We start from the raw sequence: 18,332 nt of genomic DNA, 5'->3' as shown, positions 1-18,332 counted from the left end.
AAAAAGGGCTGTCCAAATCATAGAAAAAGAGGCAGATGACACAGAAACAAATCAACATAAAAAGCCGATTTTTTATCGTCCCAAATCATTTATCTTATATTAGTTTGTCTTCTTTGTTTTCTGAATCACTTTTTCTTACATCCTGAGTCAGTCCGCTGGCCGCTTGTTTACATCTTGATAAGGCTTTTCCGGCAGCACGGCCAACAGGTCCAAATACGAAAAAACCTACAAATAAATAACGAGTATTTTTGTGAAGCTTACTTCATGTTTTTTTCCTCCTGATTGAAGTACAACCTGCGAAACAAATGATAAGAGATGACGATTCAAATGGAAATGCGCTTATTTTGAACAAGAGTTGATTCATAAAATGGCTGCAGCCGAATATAATGTCCAATGCCATTTGTAAAAAAAGCGGAGAGGTGATCTGGATCAATGTTGTTTACGCTGGCCAGTATCTATGGCTTTTGCGAACAAGGCACGGGGGTATAGGGATCATATCGGCTATTATGGGTGGCATATTAGATTCAAAGAAATGATAGTACTGTGACTTGCTATGATTGAAAGAGAGGAGAGATCTGGTTGATACGATTCAATAAGGTAATTGGATTCCTGTCTGTTTTAGGATTCACTGCGGTTTTACCATTAACAGCACAAGCAGAACAAGCGGGAACTGCTGGGGCTGGGGAGTGGGATAAGTTGGGGACTTACACATATACTTATTCAAGTCCGACGGTATATTCGAGCGGAGGAGATTTTAGAGTCTGCCTTTCAGGAAGCACTCCTTTTTCTGTCTCGCTGCACTTATATGAGGATGATGCCGGTGACAATCCTGATGATTATGTAGGGGCAAACTATTTTTCTCCCGGAGAATGCCACACTTTTAGCAGTATTGGAAAATTTGTAGATGGGAGCAATAACAAGGCCGAGTTCTTTGTTACCGATTACTCTGGTAAATCTAAAACAGTTACGTTTTATGATTGATGGACTCAAACTGTGAAGTATAACCTTTGAAAACAAAAGAGAGAGACACCTCTCTCTTTTTCTATTCTTCGACAGTCTTACGAAGCCGTTCATTTACAATGCTTGTCCAGCCTCCATCCATCTTATCGCGTATGATGGAGCTTTTCTCGTTTGCTTTGCCGATCATTTCATTTGGCTCCTTCCAGCCGCCGTGAATAAGGGTAAACCTTGTCTTTTCTCCTAAGTCTTCTAATTGAAAGGTAACGATCCATCCATCTGTATCCCATTCAAATGAAAGTTCAGTGGGAACTTGAACAGTCAAAACTTTACAAGGAGATGGCCCAAACGGTGATTGTAAGTGGAATTCTTGTCCTTCTTTCAGCTGAAAATCATTGGGCATAAACCACTTGGCAATGCCTTCTGAAGTGGAAACCGTTTCCCAGACTTTCTGAATAGGTGCCCCTAGGGTAATATTTTTCGTAATATCCGGTAATGTATTTTCGCGATTTTCACGATTTTGATCCATTTCGTTTACCTCTAACATATGATGTTTTTTTCAATTAAATCATATAATAACTAATAAGATCATGTCCATATCTTGCATGATTAGTGTATCTTTTCGTCTTTTCATTCATGATTCTTTGTGCAGTTGCATTTGTTATTTTTGAACCGAACATTTTGTTCAGCCAAATCGTTCTGCGCGGATTTGATGCCTTCATCAGTTTTGTTTTATTAACGAATGTGCTGTTTTTCTGGAGAAGGAGCAAACGTATAGCATATGTTTCAGGAGTTTTAGCCGTTATCAATCTCATTATGGTTATTTCTCTGGTTTAATCTAAAACAGGAGGTTTTTTTATGCTTGGAAAAATTAAAGCAGCCATTGATAATAGTCCGGGAAAGCCGGCTAGAATTGTAGTCAGTGAAAAAACGTTTCAGCAACTAGAAAAAGAGATGCGTTTTGTTTACGTTTCCAAACCGAAAACGATAATGGGAATACCTGTGGAAGTGTCAGATCAGGCAGAAAGCTTCAAGCTGGAATTTTAATCTATTCCGAACTGCAAAAAGGCTCATTTTGAGCCTTTTTATTATAATAAAGTTAAGATTCGTTATCATTTCAAACAAGCGCTTGCAAACATGTTTCAGTTTTTTATACTTAAGTGGATTATTTCAGCTTTTTTAGAATGCTGAGAACATGGGAGGGAGCAATGCACAAACATAAGCGCAACAGCTTTAAAACTCTGATAGAAATTTTAATTGTTTCGACAAGACTCGGGTTTACATCATTCGGAGGTCCCATTGCTCATCTGGGCTACTTTTATGAAGAATATATTCGCAAAAGAAAATGGCTGGATGAAAAAAGCTATGCTGATTTGGTTGCTTTGTGCCAGTTCTTGCCCGGACCGGCGAGCAGCCAAGTTGGGATTGGGATTGGTGTTATGCGTGGCGGGTTACTCGGCGGTATCGTTTCATTTCTCGGCTTTACGCTGCCCTCTGTTTTGGCACTTATCATATTTGCCCTTTTGTTAAAAAGTACCGATATAGAGCAAGCCGGCTGGATTCATGGTTTAAAAATCGTGGCGGTTGCAGTTGTTGCACATGCTATAACAGGAATGGCTCAAAAACTGACGCCTGATGTTAAGCGAAAAACGATGGCTTTGTTTGCATTGGTTGTTTCACTTTTATGGCAAACCGCGTTTACCCAATCAGGTATTATAATCATCTCAGCAGCGATTGGTTTTCTGCTGTTTAAAGAGTCTATCGACAAAAAAGAATCAGCATTCCATTTTCCTATTTCTAAGACATTCGGAACAGTGTGTCTTTCATTATTCTTCGGATTGCTTGTTCTTCTGCCTGTTCTGCGAGAAACTGCGGATTTGCGCTGGCTTTCTATGTTTGACAGTTTTTACAGGGCAGGTTCCTTGGTTTTTGGCGGGGGACATGTTGTATTGCCGTTATTGGAACAGGAATTTGTACCAACTGGAATGGTCAGCAAAGAAGCATTTTTAGCAGGATATGGTGCAGCACAAGCTGTGCCGGGACCGTTATTTACATTTGCCGCCTATCTTGGTGCAGTCATGGGCGGCTGGCAGGGCGGAATGTTAGCTGCTATTGCCATTTTCCTGCCTGCGTTTTTGCTAATTTTAGGTGCGTTGCCCTATTGGGATATTTTGCGGAGGAATCCCAACCTAAAGGGAGCTCTTGCAGGAGTGAATGCAGCGGTAGTCGGAATTTTAATTTCAGCTTTTTATTTTCCGATTTGGACAAGTGCGATTTTGAATCCGATTGATTTTGCGTTTGCGGCTGTATTGTTTAGTATGCTTGCTTATTGGAAGCTGCCTCCTTGGGTGATTGTAGTCACCGGTGTCATTGGCGGTTTTCTTCTGAACCTTCTTTACATTTGACTTCTTTAAAGCGTGATGAAGACGTTCATCATGCTTTTTTTATTGGGAAAAAAGACGAACATAAAAAATAGATATATGGGAAAAATAATCCTATTAGACAGAAGGGAATTGACAGATGGATAATATGATATCAACACTTACTGACTGGAATGTGTGGTTTCAAGCGTTAGTTGTATTTCTCGTTCCATATGCAATCTATAAAGTGTTTACTTGGATTCATATATAAGAGGGTGCAATTATGAGGTGGCGGAGTAATCAGTACAAAACACAGAAGCAGCATCAAGAATCAGATCATTCAAAAACTAAAAAGCAGGACAATGATGTGTTAACCGGTAACGTCGGATACGACATTGAGCAAGTAAAAAGAAAGATCGGACATAACGGAGACGTTCATTTCCGTGAACTTGAGATCACTCATTTACATGTGAAAGCGGCATTGATCTTTGTTGATGGACTGTCTGATCAGGATTTGATTAATAAAGGACTATCAGCGTTAGTCATGAATCAACCTCATCAGGTAAGTGATGAAATGTCTCAGTCCGGCAAAGGCATTTTGACTTCGCAGTATATAAAGAATCAAATCGGATCAATCGGTGATGTCATAGAATCAGAGAAAGTCAGTGATATCGTACTGAATGTTTTCATGGGTTCAACAGCGCTTCTTATCGACGGAATGCCGCAGGCCTTTCTTCTGGGAACAGTGAAAAAACAAAATCGAAGTATTGAGGAGCCGCTTTCAGAAGCGCTTGTCAGAGGGCCGCGCACGGGTTTTACAGAAGAGTTGAGTACGAATACAGCGCTTTTAAGACAGCAAGGAAAAAATGATCAATTAACATTGCAGAAATTTGAAGTAGGGACACGGCTAAAAAAAGATTTAATCATTGCTTATATGAATGACATTGCAGATCCAAAAGTGGTCGAGGAAGTAAAAAAAAGAGTAAGAGGGATTGAGATAGATCATCTGCCGGAATCAGGCTACGTTGAACAGCTAATTGAGGATAATTATTTGAGCCCATTCCCGCAAGTACAGAGTACAGAACGGCCTGACCGCGTCATAAGCGGATTAATGGAAGGAAGAGTAGCCATTCTGCTTGACGGCACTCCGTTTGCTTTGCTTGTTCCAGTCACTTTCAGCATGGTGCTTCAATCGCCTGAAGATTATTATGAGCGGTGGTTCCCAAGCTCGCTCATCAGATTGTTGAGGTTCATTGCGGCAATCATAACGTTATTTGCACCGGCTTTATATATATCATTTATTTCTTTTCATCCGGGGTTAATTCCGACCAAACTGGCAATTTCAATTTCCGGGACGCGTCAGGGTGTTCCGTTCCCATCCCTCATTGAAGCCTTATTTATGGAAATTGCGATCGAAATTTTACGGGAAGCGGGGCTTCGCCTGCCAAAACCCATCGGACCTGCGATAGGAATAGTTGGCGGATTAATCATCGGGGAAGCAGCTGTGCAGGCGGGGATTGTCAGTCCAATCATGGTCATTGTTGTTGCGCTCACAGCAATTTCTTCATTTGCCATCCCGCATTACAGTACAGGCATAGCACTTCGGATGCTTCGGTTTGGCGCAATGTTTTGCGCGGCGGTGTTTGGATTATTTGGTGTCATTATGTATTATCTCTTGTTAAGCAGCCATGTCGTAAAGCTAAAGAGTTTTGGTGTCCCATACGCAAGTCCGGCAGTGCCTTATCACTTGAAAGATTGGAAAGACTTCGTCATCAGAATGCCTCTTTTAGTCATGAAACGCCGGCCTAAAATGATGAATACGGATAATACAAAACGGGTGAAGTGATGAACTCGACAGGATGGTGATTAAGTCTCGTGTTCAGCTCAACAAGTAAAATTACAACCGCTCAGGCAACGATTATCATCATTAATTATATGCTTGCTGCCGGAGTTCTTACGCTCCCCCGGACAGTAACAGAACAAACGAAATCTCCTGATGGATGGATTTCAGTTTTATTAGGAGGGATCATCGCCGTAATAGCTGGGATCATCATAGTTAAATTAAGCCAGCAGTATCCTAAGGAAACATTTTATGAATATTCCAGACATATTGTAGGAAAATGGGTCGGCAGCTTGATCAGTATCGTTTTTATTGCTTATTTTTTGGTACTAGGTGCATTCGAAGTCAGAGTCATGTCTGAAATCGTGGAGTTTTTTCTCCTTGAAGGGACACCGTCTTGGGCCATTATTATGACAGTTCTTTGGATTGGGCTTTATTCCATTACACAAGGGATTGATCCAATTGCCCGGCTTTTTGAAATGATCTTTCCGATTACGGTCATCATCTTTTTAACGATAGCCCTCATGAGTATAGGCATATTTGAGATCAACAATTTACGCCCTGTATTGGGAGATGGAATCATGCCGATTCTCAAAGGAGTGAAGACCACGACCCTTTCATTTACATGTTCAGAAATTATGCTCATTTTAGTAGCGTTTATGAAGAAGCCGAAGCATGCAATGAAAGCGGTTGTGTTCGGGACAGGTGTTGTGACCTGTTTTTATATCATTACGCTGATTATGGTCATCGGTGCACTATCAGTTGATGGAGTTGTGACGAGAACATGGCCGGGACTTGACCTGATGAGAAGTTTTGAAATACCTGGTTTAATATTTGAACGGTTTGAGTCATTTCTGCTTGTCATTTGGATTATGCAGCTTTTTGCCACGTTTATTATCACTTTTTATGCAGCTTCTTTGGGAGTTTCGCAAGTTTTCAAAAAGAAACCGCTTTCTTGTATGTTTGGGCTGCTTCCTGTTATTTATATCTTCTCTTGCATGCCGAAAAATGAAAATGACGTGTTTATTTTGGGCAATATGGTCAGTCATTTTGCTTTGTATATATTTGGCGCTTTGCCGATTTTGCTTTTAGTCATATCGAAATGGAGGAAAAGAGGTGAAACGTAACATAAAACATCCAGTGTCCGTTCTCGTCATAGTATGTCTGCTGATGGTTTGCGTAACAGGATGCTGGAGCAGCCGGGAAATAGAGGAGTTGGGTCTGACATTCGCTATTGCAATTGATAAAGGAAAAGAAACAAATACTGAAAAAGAGTTAAAAGAAGAGGGAGGGAGCTATCCGAAAAAAGACAACATTACGCTGACTTATCAATTTGTTAATGAAAAAGCGGCAGGTGCAGGTACAAGCGGTGGGGGCGGTGGCGGACAAGGGGTACAGAAAGCGTATATTAATATTAGTGAAACAGGGGATTCGTTACAGCAGATCGGAAGCGAGATTGCGTTAAGAAGGGACCGTGAAGTGTTTAGCCCGCATTTAAAAGTTGTTGTCCTGAGTGAAGATGTGCTGGGTACATATCCTATTGACAAAATGCTGGATCAATTTTTTCGTGATAATGAAATCAGGCTGAGCTGTCTTGTTTTATCTGCAAAAGGGGAGGCGAGAGAAGCCCTCCAGCTGAAAGAGAGCGGTGAAATTCCGGCATTTCGGTTGATTGGAATAGGTGAAAATGAACATAAAGTTTCCAGAATTCTTCCCCCTGTGACATTCGCGAAACTAATCGGAAAACTGCATTCTGGCAGCAGTTTTTTACTGCAAAATGTAGTCTCGGCAAATGGAGCGATCAAGTATTCCGGAGCAGCGGTAATCAACGGGAAGTCTAAAAAAATGATCGGTAGTTTAAATGAATATGAAACGGAGGGGATTACATGGATTGCCGGGGAGGGAAAAGGCGGAGTTGTCAAAAGCTATGATAAAAAGAGCCAACAGGTGATTGCATACGATATCAATAATATTAAAAGCAAAATCAAGCCCATAGTAAAAGGAACGGATATTTCATTCCATGTCGATATTGAAACAGAAGGGGATTTGGTTGAAAACTGGAACACAAAAGAGACATTGGACACTCAGTTTTTAGAACGTATTGAAACAAACACTGAAAACGAAGTAAAGAAAATAGTCGGTAATGTATTAAAAAAAATCCAGCATGAATATAAAGCAGATGTTGCGGGTTTTGATGAATCTTTAAGACTTGAGCATCCGGACTTATGGAAAAAGGTGAAAAATAATTGGGGTGACACATTCAGTAAGGTTGCCATCACGTACAGCGTAAACGCCACAATTACTCATTATGGAACGGTTAAAACACAGTGATGAATCAAATAGATGCTTAAAAAGAAGAGAAGGCAAATATCTCTTCTTTTTTATGTGTTTTTAGGATTAGTATACTTTTTTTGGAGGAAATGGATTTTTTTGAATGGTCAATATGCTAATATAGAATTGCTTCAAATCGAAGGGAGGAGGGGCTGTGAGACAGAAACCGATTTATGTAGAAATCGAAATGAGATCTGATCTGGATAAGCTTTGGGAATATACACAAAACCCATCGCTGCATAAGGAATGGGACCTCCGGTTTTCAAATATCACGTATTTGCATAGGCAGCCATACGAAAAGCAGAAGTTTCTTTACGAAACAAGGATAGGCTTTGGATTAAAGGTATCGGGTACAGGAGAAACAGTCGGTGTTTTCGACAAATGTTCATCTGAAAGAGTTTCCTCACTGGCTTTTGGCTCTGACCATCCGTTATCTCTGATTCAGCATGGCAGCGGGTACTGGAAGTATATACAGCGAGACAACGGGAAAATGATGTTTTTAACACAGTACCAATACAAAACAGCCTACGGGCTGCCGGGAAGATGGATCGATCGTTTATTATTTCGGCCGCTTCTTGGCTGGGCGACTGCATGGAGCTTTGATGCATTAAGGCTTTGGATTGAGCAAAATAAACATCCGAAACACACAATTCGATCGGCTATCGTCTATGTGTTAATGTGTCTGTTTTTCAGTCTGTTTTGGTTTTACCAAGGTTTTACAGGTTTTGATACAAGGATTTTTGCAGGGACAGCAGAGATAGGTGTGGGAATTTTATGGTTGTTTCCATTAAAGAGAAAATGGATCATTCATGCTGTACAGGCTTGTATCTTTGCTGGATTCGCTTTTCGAGGTTCCGAGATATTATGGATACTATTGAGTGTGTTTTCTGCGGCAAGTGGCGTTCTTAGTCAGCAGCTCCCCAGTGCCCGGCACACAAAACGAAAGAGAAAGAAGTGACATTGTGAGTTCGATTTATGAAAAAACGATCAAGAACTATCATTTACTGCATCCCAAGCTGCGAGAACGGTATCAATTAGACGAATCTCATACATTCAGCGGGACAGGAACGATGTCAGAAATAAGCGGAGGCTCTTTTCTGGTCAGAATGCTGTTAAAGCTGGGTGTTTTTTTCAGGTGCTTTTTTTCGGAAAGAGGCAAAAACATCCCATTTACCATTCAAAATAGAACTTGTCTTTTGAATCGGGAACATACTGGGATAGAATGGAATCGTACATTTTTCTTTAAAGGCAAAAAACGTTTCTTTGACGCGATCATGGTATACGACGAAAAAGAAGATAGAATACTTGATTTCTTCGGCAAACCTCATCTTCTGCTGTCTGTTTTAGCGTTCGAGGCATCTCCTGACGGCTCTCTAACCATTACAACGGGAAAGCAATGGCTATTGATATGCGGAAAAAGAATACCGCTTCCAAAATGGCTGACCGGTACATCCGCTGTTTGCGAAACGTTTGATGAAAGAAAGAATTGCTTCACCATTCAAGTGCATGTCCAAAATACAATTCTCGGCACTCTTTTCTTTTATAAAGGAATGTTTCAGGAAGAAGAGAGAGAATCATGATAAAACGAAATGGCATGATCAGTTCGCTTTGCTTTATAGGATTTCTTGCAGCGGAAGCACCTCATATATCAGTGGCAGAGGCACTTGTTTTGTTATCCATTCTTTTTTTCGTGCCGGGAATTTTTCTATTTGTCTTTCAATCGCAGCTTCGGGCTGCTCCATTTCTGGAATCTGGGTTAATCCAATGCTATCCGGCAGCCGCTTTCTTTGCGGTGCTGGCTCTTGTGACAGACATCGGTGGTTTCGCGCTGATCTGGTGGATGTACACAGTTTTTATGGCGCTGTATGCGATCCTTCGTCTTTGGGAAACAAAGATACATAGAATCGAAGAGACATCAGTTCTGTTCGGGCTTATCTATTTGGCGGGAGGAGGTTTTTGGTTTTTTGCTTATGCTGCACATTTGCAGATAATGCAATTTGGCCCTCTCATCATTTTGCTGACTGCTGTCCACTTTCACTATTCAGCTTTTCTTATCCCGATCTTTAACGGCTTGCTCGGGAGAATCACCAGAAAAAATCGGATGTTGTACAGTTGGATAACATGGGTGATTTTGTTTTCGCCCCTTCTTATCGCGCTTGGCATCACATATTCAAAAACACTAGATGTCATTGCGGTTGGCATCTATATGGCGGCGCTTTATCTTCACGCATTTTTGGTGTTCACCACATCTTTTCGCAGCAAGACGGGGAAATTTCTTATTCGGTTCTCTTCTGCCGTTCTAATGATAACGATCTCTTTCTCGATGATTTATTCTTTTGGTGTATTTCGGCAAGACGTTACACTGACCATTAATCAGATGATTTGGATTCACGGTTTTGTTAACGCGTTTTTTGTTATATTGCCCGCTCTCATAGGATGGAGAATAGAAGATCCGAAACCTTTTGATGCAGACAGCGTAAAGACATTCAGCCGTATCTACGGAAAAAGAAGGATTGGAAAAGACTTTTTAGCTAACATTCAAGCTGAAAATAACGTTCAGTACAGAGGGCTCGTGGATGATATGGGAAGCCTTCGATCAAAAGATTTTTCACCTGAAAAATTGGCGCCGTTCATTCTTTCGTTTTATGAACAAACCATTGATTATGATGTAAAAGCAAAAGTGACGTGGAGCACGTGGTTTCGGCCGCTTGCAATGGTTTACGAAAGGTTCAGCAGAAGAACCGGCCAAATCCATCTGTCGACGAACCCTGACTGGTATAGGATGTACAGCACGATAAAGGGTGTTCATTCGAAAAAAGACGGAAGAAAAAAAGTGCGTGCCTGGATCAGAACAAATGAAAAAAACGAAACCATTTTTACCGCTCTATATTCAGTATATCGTTCGAATGGAGAAGGGTATATGAACATTTCTCTACCGCTTCCATTCAGCAGTATGACAGGCATTTTAAAGCCTTATCATCATCGTGAGAAGCTGGTTTTGACAAGCCGGCGGAGAAAAAGCGGAGCCGGGGATGAGGGGATTTATCTGCAAACAAGAGCGGGAACTTGTCCGCTGCCTTTATCTGAAACCTTTCTGATAGAAGCTATACATGACAACAAGTTAACTGCTGTTCATCACATGTGGCTGTTTGGAATAAAATTTCTAACTGTACATTACATCATTACATATTGTCCGTCCAAATGAAAGAACCTAATACATAGAAGAGGATTCATCGGCCAGCTGTTTAATGATTAGATCTGCTACATTCCAATTCTGCGCCGCATCTAGACGGGAAAGGAAGGATTAATGATGTTTTATATCAGTTGTTTTCTGATTCTTTGGCTGGCTGCGGGATTTACAGTGGGAATGAAACAAGTGTATGTCGATCAGCTGTTTGATAAAGACGTAACCGAAAGACTGGAAAAAGAAGCGGATGATCGTAGCCACGCTGACCGGATGATCAAACAGCGTGTCCTTTACATTGCAGCAGTGACATTAAGTGGGTTTATCGCTGTTTATTATGAAGTGAAAACAATCCCACAAAGGCGAAAAATAAGAAAAATTGAAAAAAACATCATGAAACTGAATAAAGAAAATAAACGAAGAATGAAAAGAAAATAAAAATGCACAGGCCAAAGGGCAGGTGCGTTTTTTTTCTGTTTGATATGCGAATTGGGAAAAAGGTAGTTGGTGCCAACTTACTTTTCATAAATTCAGAAATGGGAAGAACAGCGCCCGGGCCAACGGTATATAATATTGTGAATTTAACAAAAATTTAACAAGGAGGACGAGAAATTCGTGCTAAAGCCTCAAAGAAACCGACATCCTGTTGATTTGGACTTAGAGGCGGAGTAGATGAAACCGGCCAAAGTATCCCTGCTCCGCCGTTTGCTCCATTCCTTGAAGCATGTTGATTGTAACATAGCCAAACGTTTTCCATCAACTCTTAAAATTGTAAAATTATTGTTTATTTTTATGGTGTTTACTCCGATTTCTTCAATATATGCTGAAGATGTATATCAGAATTTTGAGGAATTAAAAAACAATGAAGATCCTTCTGATTACGGCATTGTTACGAAAGAAACCGGCAGTCCTGTTCTTGTTTTAGCCATTCACGGAGGAGGTATTGAAGGCGGGACAAGTGAAATAGCGAGAGAGCTCAGCAAAGAGTACTCGATGTATTTATTTGAAGGCTTAAAATCGTCAGGAAACTCAGTGCTGCATATTACGAGCACGCATTTTGATGAGCCTCGGGCCCTGAAAATAACGGGAAGTCATGAATATGTCATTTCATTGCACGGATATGCAGAAGAAGATCAGCAGATCGAAGTCGGCGGTACAGATCGTGTAAGAGCGTCAGATTTAGTTGAAAAACTGCAAAATGCCGGTTTTCCTGCTGTATTGCTCGGTATGGACCATCCGCATGCAGGTGTAAGTCCGAATAACATTGCAAATAAATCAAAAACAGGTTTGAGTATCCAGTTAGAAATGAGCACAGGTTTTAGAAGATCTTTGTTCGGCGTTTTTTCTTTAAAAAGCAGATCTGTTACTCAAAATGAGAGGTTTTATGATTTCACAGAAGTGATGTCCCGTTTTATCAATAATAGCTACTGAAAAATAGGAGGCACTAAGCCTCCTATTCCTCATGCTTCTCATTCGTAACGTCAGGAAACAGCTCGTCTGCGGCTTCTGTTTGATACTGCAGTGTGTTATCCCTGGCTGACAGTTCATTTCGGAAGGTTTCATCCAGCACATTTTTTAGCAAATACCGATGAAAAAAGTATTCAAAAACAGTAAGACAGAGGGCGGAAAGTAGAGCAGCTGCAAACGGTGGGAAATCATTTCTTGTTTGGGTTAAAACAAAGACCCAAAGAATAACGAATGAAAGTCCAAAGTCAGCCAATGAAGCTGTAATATTGTTTGTTCGCGGAAGGACGAGCATGTCACCGGATAGATAGGAAACAAAACCTAGGAAAAGTGCAATAAACATTACACTTAAAAAGGGCGCGTGATAGACTCTGTCCAAAATCACATATAAAAGGGCGAGAGTGAAAGCAACCTTTGAAGCAAGAGCAATGATATGTTTCATTTGACCACCTAAATTGTTATTTTTGAAGAAAGCCCTTGGCTGTAAACAAATTATAAAAACATAAGTAATTCAATTCGACAATCATTATTTTAAACAATCCGATTTTGTTTACACTGGTATTTTTTGCTGACTGCATGAAACTTTTTTGGAAAAAAGTCGTACATATGGATGATCAGCTTTCAAGGGGGAATGATTTGTGAAGGTAAAAGGAATCAATCACTTATTATTTTCAGTTTCTCATCTGTATACATCGATTGATTTTTATCAAAAAGTGTTTGATGCCAAGCTTCTGGTAAAGGGAAAAACAACAGCATATTTTGATTTAAATGGCATCTGGCTTGCACTTAATGAAGAACCTGACATTCCGAGAAATGACATTAAGGCGTCTTATACCCATATTGCATTTACTATTGAAGATCAAGAGTTTGAGGAAATGTCAGCAAAATTAAAAAGGCTTCATGTCAATATTCTGCCTGGCAGAGAACGAGATGAACGCGATCGAAAATCAATTTATTTTACCGACCCTGACGGCCACAAATTTGAATTTCATACCGGAACCCTTCAAGACAGGCTTCGTTATTATAAACAGGAAAAAACGCATATGGATTTTTATGATTGAAACGACCTCTTGATATTACACAGAACATATACATAAATCTCATGTAGGGTTAAAATATGGTAAAGGAGGGGTGTAATTGAAAATAAAAATCTTAGGCTTAACAGCAGTTTTGATGTGTTTTTTTGGCATTGGCAGTACCCATGTGTCAGCTTTAGATTTTGATCACAAAACAGACTTTATTTTAAATGACAGCACAAAATCGTTTGTTCTGGAAAATATCAGTGATGTCCCGGCGATCGACTATATTTTAGGCTATCAGTTTACGATCTTGGGAGCCAATACTTGTTCAGTTGAGATTAAACTTCAGCGAATGGGGCTTACGGGAGAATATACCACACTGAGCACGAAGCAATTCAGCGGCAGCTGGTTTGATTTTAGTGCTCAGGATAAGGTTTCTGTCGATCCATTTCACCGATACCGTATATTAGCAGAAGAACACTCAGAAAACTGCACGAGTGTTCGGGTAAAGGGCAGTTATGGTATACAATATTTTCATTTTGATTGAAGCTCACGTTGATCAAGAGAAGTGAGCTGTTTTTTTAGAAAATGTTGAACAAACAATACTATGTACTAAATTTTTCATTAAAATTCAATTACTGCCGCGCTCCTTACATAAACATGAAGCCACGTCATTCCACGACCTAAGAAAATGAAACATTTTTAAGGACATAGCGTCTAATGTTTTAAACGGACAATATTCAGATAAAAGTTTCCTAAAGGAAAGAAAATTTCTTGACTTCAACAATTGTTTGGTGGATAATTATGGTGTAAACATGATGTTCTTTTTCCTCCTATTCAGGCTCGCACCCATAAGTCAGGGCGAGCCTGCTTTTTTGTACAATAAACCCCCTCTCCATAAAGGAAGAGGGGGTTATTTCATGCATTTGATAGATCAATAGGTTAATGGACGGTTCTGAACACGCCAATCACTTTCCCTAGAATGCTGACATTCTGCAAGATGATAGGTTCCATCGTTGGGTTTTCAGGCTGTAAGCGAATGTGAGTATCCTCTTTATAGAAACGTTTTACCGTAGCTTCATCATCTTCTGTCATCGCAACTACAATTTCCCCGTTGTTCGCTGTATTTTGCTGTTTAACGATGACATAATCCTTATCGAGAATACCAGCATCAATCATACTGTCTCCCATAATCTCCAGCATAAACACATGCTCGTCCGGAGGAACCATACGGTCAGGAAGCGGAAAATATTCTTCAATATTTTCTACTGCTGTAATAGGAGATCCCGCCGTGACTTTCCCGATGACCGGTACATTAACGACCTGACTTTGCGGAATGTCTACTTCTTCATCAAGTATTTCTATTGCTCTAGGTTTTGTCGGATCCCGTCTGATCAGCCCTTTTGTTTCCAAACGGGCCAAATGGCCGTGGACAGTTGAGCTGGACGCAAGCCCAACAGCCTCTCCGATTTCTCTCACGGAAGGCGGATATCCTTTTGATTTAACCTCTGCTTTAATAAACCGGAGGATATCAAGTTGCCTTTTTGATAGCTTCGTCATTTTTCGCACCTCAAAACGTCGATTTTAAGAAGATTATAGCATGATTTTCCTTACAGTACAAACATAGGTTCGAAAAAACAATTGACAGAAACGTTTGTTCGTATATACTGAAATTATAAAAAAGCGAACAAACATTCCTGTTGGAGGTTATGATCATGAGTAAAGAATCTATTATTTTTGTCGGTCTATTCTCAGTGATTTTGAGCGCGGTTATCCTTTTGCTGTCATATACAAGCAGCGGTCAGGAACTTAATCAGTATGCTAAAATAGAAGTCCAGCAAGGCGACACACTTTGGTCAATTGCTGATCAGGTAGCAGATACAAAAAAGATAAACAAAAACGATTTTATTGAATGGGTAGCTGATAAAAATCATCTTCAGACGTCTGATATCCAGCCGGGAGATGAGTTGGTGATTCCATTGAAAAAGAAGCATCAGGATGCATATGAATTGGCAACTGTAAGATAGAGAGGAAAGATAGAAAAAATGAAAGCACTCATATATGCCCGCGTAAGCACAAATAAAGAACAGCAGGAAACTTCATTAAAGCGGCAGGTGGAGGAGCTAACGGCCATTGCAGCCGAGAACGGCATGGAAGTCGTCAAAGTGATTTCTGAAAAAGCCAGCGGATATGAAATGGATCGGGACGGTGTATTTGAGCTGCTTGATGAGATCAAGAATTCGGGAATTGATGTTATTTTGGTTCAGGATGAGACTAGGCTCGGTCGGGGAAATGCAAAAATCGCCCTGCTCCATTGTATCTACAGAGAAGATGTGAAAGTCTATACAACGGCTCACAGAGGTGAACTGGAGTTATCGGAGGCTGACTCGATGGTGCTGGAGATCGTCAGCATTGTGGAAGAGTACCAGAGGAAAATTCACAATATGAAAATCAAGCGGGGAATGATGCGTGCAGTAAAAAACGGTTTTAAACCGCAAAAAAACCTGAAAAACCAACATGAAAACAGCGGAAAGGAAAGAATAGAGGTCCCAATCTCAGAGATCGTCCGCCTAAGAGCGAATAAACTGACGTTCGCAGAAATTGCCGCAACGCTAAGAGGGTTTGGCTATGATGTGTCTAAAGCGACCGTCCACCGGCGGTATCAGGAATACATAGAGAATGACGAGACAGCCGAGTGAATCAGTTGTAAAACTCTTTTTGATCTAGTACTATATAGACAAAATGCAATAAAGGAGTTTAACATGATTTCAAACGCTAAAATTGCCAGAATTAATGAACTTGCTGCTAAAGCCAAAGCTGGCGTTATGACAGAAGAAGAAAAAGCCGAACAGCAAAAGCTTCGTCAAGAGTACTTGAAAGGTTTTCGCTCTTCTATGAAAAACACGTTAAAAAGTGTGAAAATCATAGACCCAGAAGGCAATGATGTAACACCAGAAAAGCTAAAAAAAGAACAACAAAATAACAAACTTCACTAATATAAGAGGAATACGGAAATATCGTATTCCTCTTTTGCATATACTATAAGCAAAACTCTTATGTGACAAAATTCAACAAGTTTCTCTCAAATTTAAGCTGAAACAGTTGAGAAAAAGTCGGCAGACATTTATGATGTAAGGGTACAACACATAAGGAAGGGGATTTTTATGGATACAATTGAAAAGAAATCAGTTGCTACCATTCGCACACTGTCAATAGACGCTATTGAAAAAGCAAATTCTGGTCACCCAGGGATGCCAATGGGGGCCGCTCCAATGGCATACACGCTGTGGACAAAATTTATGAACGTAAGTCCGGCAAACCCTGGCTGGTTTAACCGTGACCGTTTTGTTTTATCTGCTGGACACGGATCAGCACTTTTATACAGCATGCTTCATTTAAGCGGGTTTGATCTTAGCATCGAAGATCTTAAGGGATTCCGCCAGTGGGGCAGCAAAACACCTGGACATCCTGAATTCGGACATACTGCTGGTGTTGATGCGACAACAGGTCCGCTCGGCCAAGGAATTGCCATGGCGGTCGGAATGGCTATCGCTGAACGCCATTTAGCAGAAACTTACAACCGCGATTCATTTAACGTAGTCGATCATTATACATACAGTATTTGCGGTGATGGTGATTTAATGGAGGGCATTTCTTCTGAAGCTGCTTCACTCGCAGGCCATCTTCAGCTTGGCCGTCTGATCGTATTATACGATTCTAATGACATCTCTCTTGATGGAGATCTCGACCGTTCATTCTCTGAAAACGCAAAACAGCGTTTTGAAGCAATGAATTGGGAAGTTCTTTATGTTGAGGATGGAAACAATATCGAAGAATTAACAGCGGCTATCGAAAAAGCACGCCAAAATGAAAAGAAACCTACATTAATTGAAGTGAAAACGACAATCGGTTTCGGTTCACCTAACCGTGCTGGCACATCCGGTGTTCACGGTGCTCCGCTTGGTAAAGAGGAAAGCAAGTTAACAAAAGAAGCTTACGCGTGGACATATGAAGAAGATTTCTACGTACCGTCAGAAGTATATGAGCATTTTGCTGCAGTGGTTAAAGAATCAGGCGAGAAAAAAGAACAAGAATGGAATGCTCAATTCGCTAAATATAAAGAAGTTTATCCTGAACTTGCTGAACAGCTTGAGCTGGCAATCAAAGGAGAGCTTCCGAAGGACTGGGATCAAGAGGTTCCTGTTTATGAAAAAGGAAGCAGCCTGGCATCCCGTGCCTCTTCCGGTGAAGTTCTCAACGGACTTGCGAAAAAAATTCCATTCTTTGTCGGAGGATCTGCTGACCTAGCGGGATCAAACAAAACGACAATTAAAAATGCCGGTGATTTTACAGCGGTTGATTACTCAGGCAAAAACTTCTGGTTCGGTGTTCGTGAATTTGCGATGGGTGCAGCCTTAAATGGTATGGCGCTCCATGGCGGACTGCGTGTATTCGGCGGAACTTTCTTTGTCTTCTCTGATTACCTGCGTCCGGCAATTCGCCTTGCAGCGTTAATGGGTCTTCCTGTCACTTATGTCTTCACACATGACAGTATTGCGGTAGGTGAAGACGGCCCGACGCACGAGCCTGTTGAACAGCTTGCTTCACTCCGTGCGATGCCTAATCTTTCCTTGATCCGTCCTGCAGACGGAAATGAGACAGCGGCAGCATGGAAGCTTGCAGTGCAAAGCACTGATCAGCCAACAGCGCTAGTATTGACACGCCAAAACCTTCCTACGATTGACCAAACTGCTGAAGAAGCATTGGCAGGAGTGGAAAAAGGAGCATATGTCGTTTCTAAATCTAAAAACGAAACACCTGACGCTCTTCTTATCGCTTCAGGCTCTGAAGTAGGTCTTGCGATTGAAGCACAAGCTGAATTGGCAAAAGAAAATATCGATGTTTCTGTTGTCAGCATGCCTTCAATGGACCGTTTCGATAAACAATCTGTTGAATACAAAAACTCTGTCCTTCCTGCAGATGTGAAAAAACGTCTTGCGATTGAGATGGGCGCATCATTTGGATGGGGCAAATACACAGGGCTTGATGGAGATGTGCTTGGCATAGACCGATTCGGTGCATCTGCTCCTGGCGAAACCGTCATCAATGAATACGGCTTCTCAGTTCCAAACGTAGTGAACCGAGTTAAAGCATTACTCAATAAGTAAAAGTCTTTT

General features: G+C 40.9%; 20 protein-coding genes and 2 pseudogenes. 18 read left to right on the top strand and 4 right to left on the bottom strand.

Features of this window, described 5'->3' with window-relative positions; translation table 11 throughout:
• Positions 1-94 precede the first annotated feature (94 nt).
• Positions 95-246 (bottom strand): annotated as a pseudogene (locus RAC86_RS20980) (Sec-independent protein translocase family protein).
• Positions 247-582: 336 nt separating this feature from the next.
• On the opposite strand from RAC86_RS20980, the gene RAC86_RS20975 reads away from it, so the two are divergent.
• On the top strand, positions 583-981 hold the full coding sequence (locus RAC86_RS20975) for a hypothetical protein (protein WP_041521167.1): 399 nt from the start codon (positions 583-585) through the stop codon (positions 979-981).
• A gap of 61 nt (positions 982-1,042) precedes the next feature.
• Here RAC86_RS20975 and RAC86_RS20970 read toward each other — a convergent pair whose 3' ends face one another.
• Positions 1,043-1,486 carry an SRPBCC family protein gene (locus tag RAC86_RS20970; RefSeq protein ID WP_072566324.1) on the bottom strand — a complete coding sequence of 148 codons (444 nt, stop codon included), beginning with the start codon at positions 1,484-1,486 and terminating at the stop codon, positions 1,043-1,045.
• 107 nt (positions 1,487-1,593) lie between these two features.
• Here RAC86_RS20970 and RAC86_RS20965 point away from each other — a divergent pair, with 107 nt between their 5' ends.
• From RAC86_RS20965 to RAC86_RS20915, 11 genes and pseudogenes are all read left to right on the top strand, one after another.
• The gene (locus RAC86_RS20965; protein WP_072566325.1) at positions 1,594-1,794 is read left to right on the top strand and encodes a hypothetical protein; all 201 of its coding nucleotides are present in this window, start codon (positions 1,594-1,596) and stop codon (positions 1,792-1,794) included.
• 21 nt (positions 1,795-1,815) lie between these two features.
• Positions 1,816-2,004 (top strand): hypothetical protein, encoded by a 189-nt coding sequence (locus RAC86_RS20960; protein WP_014113918.1) that lies wholly within the window; start codon positions 1,816-1,818, stop codon positions 2,002-2,004.
• Between the two features lie 161 nt (positions 2,005-2,165).
• Positions 2,166-3,362 carry a chromate efflux transporter gene (chrA, locus tag RAC86_RS20955; RefSeq protein WP_072566326.1) on the top strand — a complete coding sequence of 399 codons (1,197 nt, stop codon included), beginning with the start codon at positions 2,166-2,168 and terminating at the stop codon, positions 3,360-3,362.
• A 235-nt stretch (positions 3,363-3,597) separates the two neighbouring features.
• Complete coding sequence (locus RAC86_RS20950) at positions 3,598-5,163, top strand: spore germination protein (RefSeq protein WP_072566327.1); 1,566 nt, start codon at positions 3,598-3,600, stop codon at positions 5,161-5,163.
• A gap of 29 nt (positions 5,164-5,192) precedes the next feature.
• Complete coding sequence (locus RAC86_RS20945) at positions 5,193-6,284, top strand: spore germination protein (RefSeq protein ID WP_072566328.1); 1,092 nt, start codon at positions 5,193-5,195, stop codon at positions 6,282-6,284.
• Between the two features lie 43 nt (positions 6,285-6,327).
• Complete coding sequence (locus RAC86_RS20940; RefSeq protein ID WP_236827584.1) at positions 6,328-7,488, top strand: Ger(x)C family spore germination protein; 1,161 nt, start codon at positions 6,328-6,330, stop codon at positions 7,486-7,488.
• A 154-nt stretch (positions 7,489-7,642) separates the two neighbouring features.
• The gene (locus RAC86_RS20935; RefSeq protein WP_072566329.1) at positions 7,643-8,446 is read left to right on the top strand and encodes a hypothetical protein; all 804 of its coding nucleotides are present in this window, start codon (positions 7,643-7,645) and stop codon (positions 8,444-8,446) included.
• 4 nt (positions 8,447-8,450) lie between these two features.
• Positions 8,451-9,068, top strand: coding sequence for a DUF4166 domain-containing protein (locus tag RAC86_RS20930; RefSeq protein WP_061186400.1), 618 nt, complete (start codon positions 8,451-8,453; stop codon positions 9,066-9,068).
• A pseudogene (locus RAC86_RS20925) lies at positions 9,068-10,703 on the top strand (YndJ family protein). The gene RAC86_RS20930 and the pseudogene RAC86_RS20925 overlap by 1 nt, the downstream one beginning before the upstream one ends.
• Positions 10,704-10,795: 92 nt before the next feature.
• Positions 10,796-11,110 carry a hypothetical protein gene (locus RAC86_RS20920; RefSeq protein ID WP_072566330.1) on the top strand — a complete coding sequence of 105 codons (315 nt, stop codon included), beginning with the start codon at positions 10,796-10,798 and terminating at the stop codon, positions 11,108-11,110.
• A gap of 234 nt (positions 11,111-11,344) precedes the next feature.
• Positions 11,345-12,103 (top strand): poly-gamma-glutamate hydrolase family protein, encoded by a 759-nt coding sequence (locus tag RAC86_RS20915; RefSeq protein WP_014113927.1) that lies wholly within the window; start codon positions 11,345-11,347, stop codon positions 12,101-12,103.
• Positions 12,104-12,125: 22 nt separating this feature from the next.
• Here RAC86_RS20915 and RAC86_RS20910 read toward each other — a convergent pair whose 3' ends face one another.
• Positions 12,126-12,578 carry a YndM family protein gene (locus RAC86_RS20910; RefSeq protein ID WP_014113928.1) on the bottom strand — a complete coding sequence of 151 codons (453 nt, stop codon included), beginning with the start codon at positions 12,576-12,578 and terminating at the stop codon, positions 12,126-12,128.
• 196 nt (positions 12,579-12,774) lie between these two features.
• Between RAC86_RS20910 and fosM the strand changes: the two genes are divergently transcribed.
• Positions 12,775-13,197 carry a FosM family fosfomycin resistance protein gene (gene fosM, locus RAC86_RS20905; protein WP_072566331.1) on the top strand — a complete coding sequence of 141 codons (423 nt, stop codon included), beginning with the start codon at positions 12,775-12,777 and terminating at the stop codon, positions 13,195-13,197.
• Between the two features lie 76 nt (positions 13,198-13,273).
• On the top strand, positions 13,274-13,702 hold the full coding sequence (locus tag RAC86_RS20900) for a hypothetical protein (protein ID WP_080490485.1): 429 nt from the start codon (positions 13,274-13,276) through the stop codon (positions 13,700-13,702).
• A 395-nt stretch (positions 13,703-14,097) separates the two neighbouring features.
• Here the strand turns inward: RAC86_RS20900 and lexA are convergent, their stop codons facing one another.
• A complete protein-coding gene (gene lexA / locus RAC86_RS20895) occupies positions 14,098-14,715 on the bottom strand; it encodes a transcriptional repressor LexA (protein ID WP_003238209.1) in 618 nt (205 codons plus the stop codon).
• Positions 14,716-14,864: 149 nt separating this feature from the next.
• Between lexA and yneA the strand changes: the two genes are divergently transcribed.
• From yneA to tkt, 4 genes are all read left to right on the top strand, one after another.
• The gene (gene yneA / locus RAC86_RS20890; RefSeq protein ID WP_072566333.1) at positions 14,865-15,182 is read left to right on the top strand and encodes a cell division suppressor protein YneA; all 318 of its coding nucleotides are present in this window, start codon (positions 14,865-14,867) and stop codon (positions 15,180-15,182) included.
• A gap of 18 nt (positions 15,183-15,200) precedes the next feature.
• Entirely contained in the window at positions 15,201-15,854 is a 654-nt protein-coding gene (locus RAC86_RS20885; RefSeq protein WP_061186395.1) for a YneB family resolvase-like protein, read from the top strand.
• A gap of 63 nt (positions 15,855-15,917) precedes the next feature.
• The gene (locus tag RAC86_RS20880) at positions 15,918-16,151 is read left to right on the top strand and encodes a DUF896 domain-containing protein (RefSeq protein ID WP_014113934.1); all 234 of its coding nucleotides are present in this window, start codon (positions 15,918-15,920) and stop codon (positions 16,149-16,151) included.
• Between the two features lie 168 nt (positions 16,152-16,319).
• On the top strand, positions 16,320-18,323 hold the full coding sequence (gene tkt / locus RAC86_RS20875; protein ID WP_014113935.1) for a transketolase: 2,004 nt from the start codon (positions 16,320-16,322) through the stop codon (positions 18,321-18,323).
• Positions 18,324-18,332 lie beyond the last annotated feature (9 nt).

It is taken from the genome of Bacillus sp. LR_5 (assembly GCF_042709275.1).
This window is presented reverse-complemented; position numbering and strand designations above follow the sequence as displayed.